Source organism: Oscillibacter sp. PEA192, assembly GCF_003574015.1.
Classification (GTDB): domain Bacteria; phylum Bacillota; class Clostridia; order Oscillospirales; family Oscillospiraceae; genus Oscillibacter; species Oscillibacter welbionis.
In genome coordinates, this window is the sequence record NZ_AP018532.1 from 1,168,958 (window position 1) to 1,182,297 (window position 13,340).

Sequence of the window (13,340 nt, forward strand, 5' to 3'; positions counted from 1 at the left end):
GTAATATTGACAGGCTTTTGAGGAAAAGTTATAATCTTTTTACAGGAAAAAAACAGATAAAAAACAAAACCAATCACAGGATAGTACTAGCAAAAAAATTTGTTTCAGAAATAAAATGTGAGGAAGGGCTCTATGAAGATCACCGTCCGGAAAATCGCGGAGGAAGCCGGTGTGTCACCGGCCTCCGTCTCTCGCTATATTAACGGATCTGAGGACGTCAGCTCTGAGATTGCCAGCAAGGTGGAGAGCGCCCTGTTCTCCTTGGGCGGAAGTCCGGTGGTCCGGCGGCCCCGCAAGCAGATCATCCTGATCCTGCTAACCCATCTGCGGTTTGACTTCTACGGGCGCACCTTGGCGGAGCTGCTGGAGCAGGAGCCGCAGAGCGAATACACCTTCATGCTGCTGCGCTATAACCCCCAGTCGCCGGAGACAGTGCGGAACTTCGTGAGCCGGATGCATCCCGTTGGCGTGATCTACTTTGAGGAGGAGATCGACAGCGGCATCCTGCAGTATCTCCAAAGCTGCGGCCTGCGGACGGTGATGTGCGGCGGCGTGGCCCTGGACCACCAGTCCGACCGAGTCCATGTAAATGACATCGCCGCCGCCTATGAGGGTACCAATTACCTGCTGGATCTGGGCCACCGGGAGATTCTCTTCCTCTCGGACGACGAGCAGAAGATCGGCGCTGGGTTCCAGCGGATCACCGGCAGCCGCAAGGCGATGGAGGAGCGGGGACTGGAATTCCCGGAGTCCCTGGTACTCCGGGGCGGCGTCACCTTCGAGGCCGGCTACCAAGCCATGGCCACAGCCCTGCGGGAGAAAAAGCAATTCACCGCGGCATTCGCCTTCAGCGATGAGCTGGCGGTGGGCGTCATGGCGGCCCTGTACGACGCGGGGCTGCGGGTGCCTGAGGATATATCGGTCCTGGGCTATGACGACCTGACCATCGCAACCCGGATCCGTCCGGCGCTGACCACCATCCATCAACCCATCGATGTGTTCATCGAGAAATCTCTAGAGTTGTTCCGCCAGCCGCCGAAGTCGATCCACTCGGAGATTCTGCTGCCTCACTCCATTGTGGAGCGGCAGAGCTGCCGCCGGCTCAGCGATCCGGTGCCAAAATCTGTTTGATCCCTCGGAATGGGGTGTTTAAGGAAACGAATCAACAAAAGGAGAATCGGTATGAAAAAGAAGATTACAGCATTGCTCCTGGCACTGACGCTGCTCCTTTCCGCAACAGCTCTCACCGGTTGCGGCGGCAGCGGCGAAAGCTCCGACGGTCCCGTCAGCCTGACCCTGTCCCTGTGGGATGAGGCCCAGCTGCCGGTGATCCAGGAAAATGTGGACGCTTTTAACGCTGCTCACGAGGGAGAGATCAAAGTCAACATCGAGCAGATCCCCTGGGACACCTACTGGACCAAGCTGGATGCCTCTCTGGAGACCAATGAGGCCCCGGATGTGTTCTGGATGAACACCTACGTCCAGAAATATGTGGACGCCGGGGTTCTGGAGCCTCTGGACAGCTACATTGAGGGCGAGAGCTTTGATATGAGCGTCTATGCCGAAGGGCGTGTGAACGCCTACAATGTGAACGGCCAGCAGTACGCCCTGCCCAAGGGGCTGGATGCTGTGGCGGTGGCCCTGAACACCGAGCTGTTTGACCGCTACGGTGTGGAGCTGCCCCAGGAGGGCTGGACCTGGGATGACATGCGGGACATCGCCACCCAGCTGCGGGACGCCATCGCGGCCGCCGGAGGCAGCGAGTACCCCATCGTCATGGAGCTGGACGCCCAGCCGTCCTGGATGAACTTCCTGTATCAGAACGGCGGCAACTACCTCAGCGATGACGGCAAGACATGCGGCATCGCCCTGCCGGAGTCCAAGGACGCCATCCAACAGGTAGTGGACCTGATGAACGATGAGCAGATGGCTCCCTACTCCGTGCTGACGGAGACCAAGGGCACCGACCTCTTCATCTCCGGCCAGGCGGCCATCGTCTTCATCGGCTCCTGGAAGTCCGGCGTGCTGGAGGACAGCTCTCTGGCGGCAGACGGCAATGTCCAGCTGATCCAGATGCCCTCCATGGCTGTGGACAACAAGACCAACATGGGCGGTCTGGGCTATGTTATGTCTGCCAACTGCGAGAACAAGGAAGCCGCCTGGGAGTTGATGAAGTACATCACCGGCGAAGAGGCCATGAGCCACGAGGCGGAAGAGGGCATCGACATCCCGGCGTACCTGTCCGCACAGGAGGGGTATGTGGCCAACTTTAAAAATATCAACGCGCAGGTATTTATGGACGCATCCGCCAACGGCTTTGCCTATCCCTCCAACGGCAATTTTGACTGGACCACCATCGTGGATGACGCCATGCAGGAGGCATTCGGTCAGGTGAAGACTGTGGACGAGGCTATGGATGAGGGGGTTGCGGAGGCACAGGCCATTCTGGACGAGGTCTTTGGCTGAGCCCGGCAGAGACAGAGACGACCCGGCGAAAACGTGACCTTCCGTCTTGCGGCGGCCCCCTCCGGGGCCGCCGCGGACAGGGGGAGTCCGTGGGCCCAAAAGCGCGCTCCGATTCAGAACGCGGTTTTGCGCCCAGGGCCTCCCGAGAGACGATACGGGGAAACAGGAGGAACGCCCATGAAAAATCAGGCACGGCATTTCGGCAGGCTCAGACGCGCGGAGATGTGCACTGCGTACATCTTCATCCTGCCCATGTTTGCGGGACTGCTGCTGTTCAGTATCATTCCCTTCATTCAGAATATCCTCTACAGCTTTCGGAAGATGGGGACCTTCGGGGAGGGGACCTTCATCGGCCTGAAGAACTATCAGGACCTGCTGAAGGACGACACCTTCTGGCTGGCGCTGCAGAACACGGTGTTCTATGCCGTGGTGGGCGTGCCGCTGGTCATCATCTTCTCCATCTTTCTGGCCCATCAGATCAACAAGAAGATCCGGGGCCGCACGATCTACCGGACTCTGCTGTTTATCCCGGCAATTACCATCCCGGCAGCGATCGGTATCTTGTGGCGGTGGATTCTCAACTATCAGTACGGCATCTTCAACTGGATCTTGGAGAAGCTGGGCTTTTCCCGGATCTCTTGGCTGGGTGATGTAAAATATGTTCGATGGGCAATCATCCTGGTGGTGGTCTGGTCCATGGTCAGCTACTATGTTATCATCATGCTGGCAGCTATGCAGGGCATTGACAGCTCCTATTATGAGGCTGCCCGTCTGGACGGCGCCAGCAGCCGTCAGGTGTTTTTTAAGATCACTCTGCCCATGCTGACCCCCATGATCTTTTTCTCCGTCATCATGGTGACGATCGGCATTCTGCAGATCTTCGATTTCATCTACCTGATGGTGGACCGGCAGACGCTGTCGTACACCTACAGCATGAGTCTGGTGACGTACTTCTACGAGTGCGCCTTCAATAAGAGCAGCATGCGGGGATACGGGGCGGCCATCTCCGTGGTGCTGGCTGCCATCATCATGGTGATCACCATGATCCAGATGGTCGGCAAGAAGTACTGGGTCAGATCTGGCGAGTGAGCGGGGGAGGCAGCCATATGAAACAGAAAAGAGACCGCCTGAACGACGAGAGCAGGCTTTCGCGCTTCACCACTCATGTGGTGCTGATCTTTGCGTCGTTCCTGGCCTTTGGCCCCTTCGTCTGGATGTTTCTCACATCCATCAAGACGTACGAGGAGACCATTCAGATCCCCATGAAGTTCCTGCCAGAGATTCCCCAATGGGTGAATTTCAGCATCGTCTCCGATAAGCTGAATTTTCCCCAGCTGTATCTGAACACCATTCTGGTGACGATCATGATGATCGTGGGCCAGATCCTGATCGTCACGATCTGCGCCTATGCCTTTGACCGGCTGAATTTCCCGGGCAAGAACGTCCTCTTTATGGGGATGCTGGCACTGATGATGGTGCCCGGTCAGATCTTCATCATCCCCCGCTTCAAGCTGATGGTGAATCTGGGCCTGACCAACACCCTGGTGGGCCTGGTGCTGCCGGGACTGTTCAATATCTTCGGCGTGTTCCTGATGCGGCAGTTTTTCTCCACTTTGCCGCGGGAGCTGGACGAGGCGGCCCGCATCGACGGGTGCAGCTACTTCCGGACCTACTGGAATGTGCTGCTGCCCCTAGTGAAGCCGGGGCTGACCACGCTGGCCATCCTGGGCATGCTGAACACCTGGAAGGACCTGATGTGGCCCCTGATCAACAACTCCCAGGCGGACAAGATGACGCTGGCAGCGGGCCTTGCCATGCTGATCGGCGAACATACGACGTATTATGAGCAGGTCATGGCCGGCGGCGTCATCGCTGTGCTGCCTCTGATCGTACTGTTTGTGATTTTCCAGCGGCAGTTTGTACAGGGCATTGCCCACAGCGGCATCAAAGGCTGAGACAAACTGCGAAAAAAGAAAGGGAAGTGAGCGTATGTTTTACCGGTACCCGATCAATGATGTCCACATCCACCTGTTCGACCCCAAGGACATCGACGAGTGCATCGCCATGGTGGATGAGTGCGGATATACCAACTGGACGTTCCTGGCCTGTACGGTCATCGACAGTCCCTTCGCTCTGGCCCAGAATCTGCTGTGCGCCCTGATGAAGCTGAAGGAGGGCGGCCGCTGCCAGGCGTTCGGTTCCTTCCACTACAATGGGGACGTGGTGCCGGACGCGGATGACCTGTTGCGGCAGATCCAGTGGTTCGACCAAGCGGGCTTCGACGGTATCAAGATGCTGGATGGCAAGCCCGGCGTGCGCCGTCGGCAAAATCTGCGGCTGGACGCCCCCAACTACGACAAAATGTTCGACTACGCCCAGCGGACCCAATTCCCTATCCTGTATCACATCAACGACCCCATCGAGTTCTGGTATCGGGATCGGCTGCCCCAGTGGGCGGTGGAGAAGAACTTCTTCTACGGCGACGGAACTTTCCCCCACAAGTTCGAGATCGATGAGGAGACTTTCGGCTTCCTGCGCAAGCATCCGAATCTGAACCTGTGCATCCCGCACTTCTTCTTCATCTCCGACCAGCCGGGCCTGTGCTGCGAGATGCTGGACCGCTATCCCAACCTGTTCTTTGACATCACTCCGGGATGGGAGATGTTTGAGAACTTTGCCAAGGACCGGGAGTACTGGCGCAGCTTCTTCTCGGAGTACTCCCACAAGATCCTCTTCGGCACGGACACCTTCTCCGACCACTGGAGGGAGACCGTCACCTGCCTGCGCCGGGTGATGGAGACTGACGAGCCCTTCGTTGCCTTTGAGGAGAACTGCGTGGGCCTGGACCTGCCGGAGAAGACCCTGCGGGACATCTATTTCAACAACTACCACAAGTTCATCCGCCGGATGGACAAGAAGATCAACGTGGACATGGTGCTGGAATATGCCGACACCCTGTATGACCGCATCCCCGCGGGAGAGAACCGCCAGATGATCTCCGACACCATCGACTATCTGAAGGCGGAGATCGGCAAATTCCGGTAACGGCAGAAGAGAGGACTATTCGTGAAACTGTGTGTGATCGGCGGGGCCGGTGCCCGCTCCGCGTTTTTGACCAAATCTCTCGTGAAGAGCACCCGGGACATCCGGGTGGACCACATTGTCCTGCTTGACAACGACCAGCAGAAGCTGAAGACTTACGGGGAGATCTCCCGGGAGCTGGCTCGTCGGCTGGACCCGGACCTGACCTTTGAGGTCACCTCCGACGCCCGGGCCGCCCTGACGGGAGTGGACTACATCATCACCACCATCCGGGCCGGCGAGGACGCCGGGCGGCTGTTTGATGAGCAGACCTGCCTGGCCCACGGCGTACTGGGACAGGAGACCACGGGTGCCGGAGGCTTCGCCATGGCCATCCGGTCCGTGCCCACCCTGGTGTACTACTGCACCCTGGCCCGGGAGGTGGCCAACCCCGGCCATCTGATTTTCAACTTTACCAATCCCAGCGGGATCATCACCCAAGCCCTGCGGTCCAAAGGGTTCGACAACGTGTACGGAATCTGCGACGCCCCCAGCGGCTTCATCAAGCAGCTGGAGGAGATTCTGGAGATCCCCTACGGCACGCTGGATATCGAGTGCTACGGCCTGAACCACCTGTCCTGGTTCCGCAATGCCAAAGTCAACGGCCGGGACGTGCAGCGGGAGCTGCTGGACAATCCCCGGACCTATGAGCATTCGGAGATGCGGCTCTTTACCCGGGAGATGGCCCGGATCAGCGGAGACTGCATGCTCAACGAGTATCTGTACTTCTACTACCGGCGGGTGAAGTCTCTGTCCATGATCCAGAAGGCGGATCATCCCCGGGGAGAGATGATCTACCTCATCAACCGCGAGCTGGAGGAACAGCTGGCCCGACTGGAGCTGCCCCGGGATTTCGAGCAGGCGTTCAGCCTGTATATGACCGCCTACGGCAAGCGGGAAAACGCCTATTTCTCTGTGGAGAGCGGAGCCTGCCGGGAAAAGGTGTGGAATCCGCCCACGGTGGAGGAGTTCCTCACCGCCCCGGATGAGGGCGGCTACGCAGCGGTGGCCTTGCGGTTCATCCGGGCCATCACCGATGGGGAGAACTGCCGGATGGTGCTGTCCGTTCCAAACAACGGGGCCATCGACGGTCTGCGGGATGACGATGTGGTGGAGATCACCTGCGATATCCGCTCCGACGGCGCCCATCCCGTCCGCATTGGTGCCATCGACGAGTTTCAGCTTCAGCAGATCAAGCGGCTGAAGTACTTTGAGCGGTGCACCATCCAGGCCATCTTGGAAGATGACCGGGATGCGGCCGTCAAAGGCCTGGCCCTGCATCCGCTGGTGAACGACTTCGAGCTGGCGGAGACGTTGACGGATATCTTCTTTGACAAATACGCGGAATTTATCCACATGAACGAGACGCCTTAAAGACGGATCGGAGAGAGTGTATGTACGATTTCAAGACCTTTGCACAAATGAATCTGGACTTGATCTTCCAAGGCTTTGACCGGATGCCCCAGCCCGGGGAGGAGGTCTTTGCAAAGCGATTCACCATGCAGTTGGGGGGAGGCCCCATCGTCTGCCCCATCGTGCTGGAGCAACTGGGCTTCCGGGTCCGGCTGGGGACGTTTCTGGGGCAGGACGATGTGAGCAACCTGTGCCGCCGCCTGCTGGACCAGCGGGGCTTCTCCAGCTACGACGAGTTCGCCCAGGACAACCCGGACCCGGTGGTAGTGACCAGCGTGTTCTCTTGGGAACACGACCGGGGATTTCTGGCCCACAATGAGGGCGTCTATGAGAGCATTTTGGATCCGGAGACCGTCTATGGCTTCCTGCGGGACGCCAAGGTGGTGTTTGCCCCGGTGGGGCAGCCGGAGGTGACCCGCCGCCTTCATGAGGAGGGAGTGAAGGTAGTCTACGACAGCGGCTGGAGCGATGACCTGTCCATTGACGGCATCAAGGCGTTCCTGCCCTATATCGATGTCTACACACCCAATGACAAGGAGGCACGGAAGCTGGCCGGCACAGATGACCTGGAGGAAGCTGTCCGCTTTCTGGCGGGCTACACGCCTCACCCGGTGGTGACGCTGGGCAAGGGTGGCTGCGCATACTGGCACGACGGTTCCATCCGCTATGTATCGGCCATCGATGAATTCCGGGCGGTGGATACTACCGGCGCCGGAGACAACTTCCTCACCGGCATCATTTACGGCTTGCTGACGGAGGAGCCCCTGGACCGCTGTGTGCGGCTGGGGAACATCTTCGCGGGTAAGTCCACCACGGCGGTGGGCTGCTTTGGCGCGGCGGTGACGCCGGCACTAATCCGAAAATATCTGTGAGGGCGGGGGAGGATACGGCTGTGCGCATTCAGCCGGACCGCCTGGAGGAGACCTTTGCGACCCAGGTGGACGACGACAGCCCCTCCTACGGGGAACGGCAGATGGCTGACCAGCCGCCTCTGCGCCCTGGGCCTGATGGTGGAAGAGGACGACGCGGCGGAGATTTTGGGCCGGGCCTCCTATGCGGGCTTTTCACCGGAGGCGGGCGCCAGCGCCATTGCAGCCACCAATATCGTCCTGGACCGGGGCCAGATCCGAGAGGAGATTCGCAGCGGCTCCCACCAGCGGTACTTCCGGGCCTGCCGGGCCAGGGGGTATGAGACCTGGACGGTCACCACCTTCGGCGGTAGCGATAACAGATTGCCGGTAGCCAATGGTATCACGGGCATCGTGATGCCCTCCGCCATGCACTGTCGCCGCTCCTGTCAGGGGATACACTTCTGTTCAGGAGATGGTCGCAGTGACAGAAATCACGGCGGATCTGGTATTGAACCGGGACTGAAGCAAACCGGCTTTCCGCAATTTTGAGAGGAGGGAGAGACATGGCACTGAAGCTGATTATCGTTTCTGATTTCGTCTGTCCCTACTGTTACTGGCTGGAGACACTTCTGGACCGGCTGGGGGAACAGCTGGAGATTATCCATGTGCCCTACCAATTGACAGAACCGCCAGCGCCCCGGATAGACGTATGGAACGATCCCGTCCGACGAGTACGATACGCTGAGACCCTGGGGCCCGTCTGTCAGGCTCAGGGGGTAGAGATGTGTCTGCCGCCCCGGGTGATTCCCCGGCCATACACGGACCTGGCTTTCCAGGGCTGGTGCTTTGCTGGGGAACGGGACAGAGGAGAGTCCTTCTATAAAGCGGTGTTTCAAGCCTATTTTGTAGATGAGCGGGATATTGGAGATTTGTCTGTGCTGACGGAACTGGCAGAGAACTGCGGTCTGTCAGGGCAGGACTTCCGCGCAGCCTTGGTGGCAGGGACTTATACAGAGACCGTCCGCCGGCAATCCCGCCTGTCCCGGGATTTGCTGGGTATTCACATGGTGCCTACCATTTTATCAGGAAAAAAACGACTGGAAGGCTTTGTTCCGAACTTGATAGAGCTGAAGGCATGGTTGGATGCGGTGCGTTGAGATGCCTGAACGTAAGCATCAAATACAAAAAACAGGTAGACAGGTATGAGAAAATAGTGGAGGAAAAGTCACAGGCGAAGGGGAGGGGGACAAGAAGGTAAAGTGAGGATCTATCTTCTGTGTTTCAATATCCACTGTAAATTATTAAAAGCGGCGTTCCATTCGATGGAACGCCGGCCCATCATTCTCTTCCTTAAACACCTGAATCAGTTATGAACAAACACCCGTATAAACTCGTTGAGCGTAGTCCGTTGTTCCTCTTCATACGGTTTAGTGCGGGATCCTGCAAATTGTCTTCATAACGATATACAGTTTCTTTGCTCACGTCGAGCCGTTTTGCCAAAGATGCACGCGACATCCCGCGATCTTTCCGAAGACGACGTAACCTTAATCCAAAATCAAAAACTCCATCTGCCGACATACGGTCACCCTGTATGCATTGTAATCCTCCAGCATAGTTGTTATATGATGTGAAGATATGTAAATATTAGTCAAATTAGGTTGACATTTACCGGATATTATAATACAATGCTAACAAAAATATATGAACGCCAGCACCTGTACAGGCTGCTCACTTAATCACTATGCGTATCTTCAAATGAAAATTCTTCCAGTTCTGGATAGTCAAAAAATTCAGATAACGTAAGACTGAATGCAGATGCGATCTTGTGAAGCGTCTTTATTTTTGGATTGAATGTCTTGTGATTTATGAGATTATCAAGTGTTGAGTAGCTGATACCACTCATGGCAGACAACTGATATATTGTGAAGTCACGTTGCCTACATAGCTCCAAAATCCGTTTGACAATAATTTGTGAATATTCGTCCTTCATCTCTCTACCTGCTATCAATGAGTAATACCTTAAATGGTGTTTTCTCTATGATAGCAATAAAAATAGCGCGCTATTCCCGTGCACGGGAATAGCGCGTGATGGAATGAACGGTATGAATTATGTTGCTTGAATAGAAAATAGAATGTGTTGCATCACTCAAGAGACCAAGGATTATAATAGATTTGAGATTGAAAAGAGTGGGGGAAACAGCTATGAAAGAAATTCGCATACTCATTGGCGGAATGGGAAATGCTGCCAGGCCGATGGTCGATCTTCTGACTAGCGAACGGGAGAGGATGGAGAATGTATACGGGCTCCATTTTCGAATTGTTGGCGCAGTGGACAGTAGAGGTGGAGTGATTGCACCGAATGGAATTTCCAGTGTGACGTTATCGGAAGCCAAAAACAGGGGAACTTTGGCAGATATCCCCGGCTTGGGTATTCAGGGCCTTACGGCATTGGAGATGATCGAGCAGTGCAGCGCGGATGTCTATTTAGATGGATTGCCGCCATATCTGCCCACTGGGGAGCCGGGGACTTCTAACATCCGAAGGGCTTTGGAACGGGGAATGCATGTGGTGACCGCAAATAAAGCGCCGCTTGCCCTTCATTGGAAAGAACTGTTTTCCTTGGCGGCACAACAGGGGCTCCAAATTCGCTATGGAACAGCGGCCAGCGCAGGACTGCCTACTCTGGAGATGGGTAAACTGTTGGGACGTTGTGGAGAGCTGCTGGAGTTCGGCGGGATTTTCAACGCGTCTTGTATGTACGTTTTTGATGCGATGGGGCAGGGACAGTCCTTTGATATGGCTGTGCAGGGGGCGAAGGCAGGCGGATTTTTGGAGCCAGATCCCTCCATGGATCTCGATGGATGGGATACGGCCATGAAAACAGTTATCCAGGCCAATACCTATTGGGACCAGGCATATACGCTTGCGGATGTGGCGATCCAAGGTATCTGCGGCCTGACACAGGCAGATATGATAGACGCGAAGTCCAGGGGCGAGGTTTGGTGCATGGTTGGCCGGGCTGTCCAGAATCCGGATGGCAGCCTGAAACTGACTGCCGGACCGGAACGGCTTCCGGCAGATCATCCGCTGGCCAGGGCACACTGGAGCGATAAGGTGCTTTGGATGCAGACCAGAACGCAGGGAGGGCAGGTGCACCACTGCATCGGTGCGTCGGCTTCCAGCACACCCGGAAATATGTATTTAGACTTGGTGACTATTGCCAGGGAACTTTAATGAATACCTTTTCAGAAATGCAGAAATAGGTGGGGGGGCTTTGTTCCTGTTTAGAATCGGCGCTGCCGTTCTTGAATTTTTTTGGGGAGGAAAAGAAGTATGAAGAGAGTCTTTGCGCTGGTCCTGACATTGGCTACAGCTTTAGGGTTGGCCGCCTGCAACAGTGGAGGAGGTGAATCCGGGGAAAATGTGGTGAGGATTGGAATTTTTGAGCCGGCCACTGGCGACAATGGCGCCGGCGGCAAGCAGGAGATGCTGGGCATGCAGTATGCCAATAAGGAGACCCCCACTGTGGATATCGGCGGCACCACCTATACCGTGGAGCTGGTTTATGCGGACAACGGCTCCGACCCCGCCAAGGCGCCCACTGCCGCTGCGGAGTTGGTGAGCAAGGATGTATCTGTGGTATTGGGTTCCTACGGCTCCACCGTGTCTCTGGCTGGCGGCCCCGTCTTTGGCGAGGCGGGTGTCCCCGCCATTGGCGTCGGATGCACCAATCCCCAGATTACGGCAGGGAACGGGTATTACTTCCGGATCTGCTTCCTGGATCCGTTCCAGGGAACGGTGTTGGCAAATTTCGCACAGGAGAAATTCTCTGCGAAAAAAGCTTACTGCCTGGGTGAGCTGGGCAACGAGTACGACCAGGGCCTGATTAATTATTTTGAGCAGGCATTTGACGGCACCGTGGAAAAGGATTCCTTCCCGACCAATACATCCGACTTCACCACATATCTTAATAAGGCCGTAAATGAGGACGCAGATGTGATTTTCTGCCCGGTTTCCATTACATATTCTACTCAGATCGTGAAGTTGGCTGCTTCTCTGGGAATTGAAATCCCCATCCTCGGTGGCGATACCCTGGACAGCAATATGGTGCTGGAAGCGGCCGCAGGCAGCGACGTGCAGCTGTACGTGTCCACCTTCTACCAGGAGGGTGGCTCTCCAGAGTTTGACGAGGGCTTTAAGGCCTGGCTGAGCGAGGATTCCACCGCCATGACCAACAACGGCGGCAACGATACCATCGCCGCTGTCACTGCCATGGGCTATGACGCCTACTATGTGGCGCTGGAGGCCCTGAAGGCCGCCGGCTCTACCGACAAGGCCGCCGTGAAGGCCGCGCTGCCTGACGTGACCTACACCGGCGTGTCCGGCTCCATCGCCTTTGACGAGCAGGGCGACGCCATCCGGGACACCGCCTATATCAAGACCGCAGACACCGCCAACAACGCCTGGACGCTGGAGACGGTCCAGACTGTGGAATAAGCCTGCCATCCGGCCAGCCTGGCGGGGTATCCCCCGCCAGGCGGCTTGTTCTTGCGCGAGATGGGACCGCCTCGAAAGGGGCCGCAGCCCGGCCCTTTTGGAGACGGTCCTTCCCGCTCGCCAACTCTGAAAGAAAAGGGGGTATCCCTGTGAAATACGGAATTTCCATCCTGCTCTCCGGCATCTCGCTGGGCGGGCAGTACGCCCTGATCGCCATCGGATACACCATGGTTTACGGCATCCTGCGCCTGATCAACTTCGCCCACGGCGACGTGTTCATGGCGGCGGGATTGATCATGGTCTATCTCAGCGCAAGCCTGCCCATCGGCGTGGCGCTGCCGCTGATGATCCTGCTGACGGTGCTGCTGGGCTATGTCATCGAACGGGCAGCCTACAAGCCGCTGCGCAGCGCGCCCCGGATGAGCGTCATGATCTCCGCCATCGGCGTCAGCTATCTGCTGCAGAATCTGGCCACCTATATCACCGGCGGACTGCCGCAGATGTACCCCAGCCTGCCCGGCCTGTCCAGTCAGATCACCATTGCCGGCACCTCCACCAAAATGGTGACGGTGATTACGCCATTCCTGGTGGTGGCGCTGGTAGTGGTGCTGACCCAGCTCATCAACCACACCAAGATCGGCATGGCCATGCGGGCCGCCTCCCGGGATTTTGAGACCGCGCAGCTGATGGGTATCAAGATCAACAACATCATCAGCTTCACCTTTGTCATCGGTTCCTTCCTGGCGGCGGTGGGGTCTGCGCTGTACTTCACCAACTATCCCTCCATCGTGCCGCTGTCCGGCTCCCTGCCGGGCCTGCGGGCCTTCGTGGCGGCAGTGTTCGGCGGCATCGGCTCCATTCCCGGGGCCGTGGTGGGGGCATTCCTCATCGGTCTCAGCGAGACGGTGATCAAGAGCTCCAACTGGAGTGTGTTTTCCGACGCGTTCACCTTCGCGCTGCTCATCATCATCCTGGTGGTGAAGCCCACCGGCCTGTTCGGTGAGAAGTCCACCGACAAAGTGTAAAGGGGGC

14 protein-coding genes are annotated in these 13,340 nt (G+C 57.0%); 12 read left to right on the forward strand and 2 right to left on the reverse strand.

Translation table 11 applies throughout. From position 1 onward, the window contains the following. The first annotated feature begins 132 nt into the window (after window positions 1-132). The 9 genes from DN611_RS05655 (at window position 133) to DN611_RS05695 (ending at window position 8,968) form a co-directional block, all read left to right on the forward strand. On the forward strand, window positions 133-1,131 hold the full coding sequence (locus DN611_RS05655) for a LacI family DNA-binding transcriptional regulator (protein WP_025544633.1): 999 nt from the start codon (window positions 133-135) through the stop codon (window positions 1,129-1,131). Window positions 1,132-1,182: 51 nt separating this feature from the next. Further along, window positions 1,183-2,466, forward strand: a complete 1,284-nt coding sequence (locus tag DN611_RS05660; protein WP_158629828.1) for an ABC transporter substrate-binding protein — start codon at window positions 1,183-1,185, stop codon at window positions 2,464-2,466. A gap of 177 nt (window positions 2,467-2,643) precedes the next feature. Continuing rightward, complete coding sequence (locus DN611_RS05665) at window positions 2,644-3,555, forward strand: carbohydrate ABC transporter permease (protein ID WP_025544631.1); 912 nt, start codon at window positions 2,644-2,646, stop codon at window positions 3,553-3,555. A 17-nt stretch (window positions 3,556-3,572) separates the two neighbouring features. Further along, window positions 3,573-4,421 carry a carbohydrate ABC transporter permease gene (locus tag DN611_RS05670; protein ID WP_025544629.1) on the forward strand — a complete coding sequence of 283 codons (849 nt, stop codon included), beginning with the start codon at window positions 3,573-3,575 and terminating at the stop codon, window positions 4,419-4,421. 34 nt (window positions 4,422-4,455) lie between these two features. Further along, a complete protein-coding gene (locus tag DN611_RS05675; RefSeq protein WP_119310839.1) occupies window positions 4,456-5,511 on the forward strand; it encodes an amidohydrolase family protein in 1,056 nt (351 codons plus the stop codon). Window positions 5,512-5,532: 21 nt separating this feature from the next. Beyond that, window positions 5,533-6,921: a family 4 glycosyl hydrolase gene (locus tag DN611_RS05680; RefSeq protein ID WP_119310840.1), complete on the forward strand. Its 1,389-nt coding sequence runs from the start codon at window positions 5,533-5,535 to the stop codon at window positions 6,919-6,921. Window positions 6,922-6,941: 20 nt separating this feature from the next. Next, on the forward strand, window positions 6,942-7,832 hold the full coding sequence (locus DN611_RS05685; RefSeq protein ID WP_119310841.1) for a carbohydrate kinase family protein: 891 nt from the start codon (window positions 6,942-6,944) through the stop codon (window positions 7,830-7,832). Window positions 7,833-7,886: 54 nt separating this feature from the next. After that, window positions 7,887-8,360, forward strand: a complete 474-nt coding sequence (locus DN611_RS16940; RefSeq protein WP_249390723.1) for a hypothetical protein — start codon at window positions 7,887-7,889, stop codon at window positions 8,358-8,360. Window positions 8,361-8,374: 14 nt separating this feature from the next. Continuing rightward, window positions 8,375-8,968, forward strand: a complete 594-nt coding sequence (locus DN611_RS05695) for a DsbA family oxidoreductase (protein WP_119310842.1) — start codon at window positions 8,375-8,377, stop codon at window positions 8,966-8,968. Between the two features lie 193 nt (window positions 8,969-9,161). Here DN611_RS05695 and DN611_RS17275 read toward each other — a convergent pair whose 3' ends face one another. Together DN611_RS17275 and DN611_RS05705 are read right to left on the reverse strand one after the other, a co-directional pair. Beyond that, a complete protein-coding gene (locus DN611_RS17275; protein ID WP_081692158.1) occupies window positions 9,162-9,389 on the reverse strand; it encodes a helix-turn-helix domain-containing protein in 228 nt (75 codons plus the stop codon). Window positions 9,390-9,543: 154 nt separating this feature from the next. Further along, on the reverse strand, window positions 9,544-9,801 hold the full coding sequence (locus DN611_RS05705) for a helix-turn-helix domain-containing protein (RefSeq protein WP_025544623.1): 258 nt from the start codon (window positions 9,799-9,801) through the stop codon (window positions 9,544-9,546). A 212-nt stretch (window positions 9,802-10,013) separates the two neighbouring features. On the opposite strand from DN611_RS05705, the gene DN611_RS05710 reads away from it, so the two are divergent. The 3 genes from DN611_RS05710 (at window position 10,014) to DN611_RS05720 (ending at window position 13,333) form a co-directional block, all read left to right on the forward strand. Next, complete coding sequence (locus DN611_RS05710; protein ID WP_119310843.1) at window positions 10,014-11,045, forward strand: hypothetical protein; 1,032 nt, start codon at window positions 10,014-10,016, stop codon at window positions 11,043-11,045. A 99-nt stretch (window positions 11,046-11,144) separates the two neighbouring features. Continuing rightward, window positions 11,145-12,308: an ABC transporter substrate-binding protein gene (locus DN611_RS05715; RefSeq protein ID WP_119310844.1), complete on the forward strand. Its 1,164-nt coding sequence runs from the start codon at window positions 11,145-11,147 to the stop codon at window positions 12,306-12,308. Between the two features lie 143 nt (window positions 12,309-12,451). Then, on the forward strand, window positions 12,452-13,333 hold the full coding sequence (locus DN611_RS05720; protein ID WP_442950796.1) for a branched-chain amino acid ABC transporter permease: 882 nt from the start codon (window positions 12,452-12,454) through the stop codon (window positions 13,331-13,333). The last annotated feature ends 7 nt before the right edge of the window (window positions 13,334-13,340 follow it).

Bases quoted from the DNA above. Each gene is read 5' to 3' on its own strand.
- DN611_RS05655 (WP_025544633.1), top strand. From the start codon at position 133: ATGAAGATCACCGTCCGGAAAATCGCGGAGGAAGCCGGTGTGTCACCG.
- DN611_RS05660 (WP_158629828.1), top strand. From the start codon at position 1,183: ATGAAAAAGAAGATTACAGCATTGCTCCTGGCACTGACGCTGCTCCTT.
- DN611_RS05665 (WP_025544631.1), top strand. From the start codon at position 2,644: ATGAAAAATCAGGCACGGCATTTCGGCAGGCTCAGACGCGCGGAGATG.
- DN611_RS05670 (WP_025544629.1), top strand. From the start codon at position 3,573: ATGAAACAGAAAAGAGACCGCCTGAACGACGAGAGCAGGCTTTCGCGC.
- DN611_RS05675 (WP_119310839.1), top strand. From the start codon at position 4,456: ATGTTTTACCGGTACCCGATCAATGATGTCCACATCCACCTGTTCGAC.
- DN611_RS05685 (WP_119310841.1), top strand. From the start codon at position 6,942: ATGTACGATTTCAAGACCTTTGCACAAATGAATCTGGACTTGATCTTC.
- DN611_RS05695 (WP_119310842.1), top strand. From the start codon at position 8,375: ATGGCACTGAAGCTGATTATCGTTTCTGATTTCGTCTGTCCCTACTGT.
- DN611_RS17275 (WP_081692158.1), bottom strand. From the start codon at position 9,389: ATGTCGGCAGATGGAGTTTTTGATTTTGGATTAAGGTTACGTCGTCTT.
- DN611_RS05705 (WP_025544623.1), bottom strand. From the start codon at position 9,801: ATGAAGGACGAATATTCACAAATTATTGTCAAACGGATTTTGGAGCTA.
- DN611_RS05710 (WP_119310843.1), top strand. From the start codon at position 10,014: ATGAAAGAAATTCGCATACTCATTGGCGGAATGGGAAATGCTGCCAGG.
- DN611_RS05715 (WP_119310844.1), top strand. From the start codon at position 11,145: ATGAAGAGAGTCTTTGCGCTGGTCCTGACATTGGCTACAGCTTTAGGG.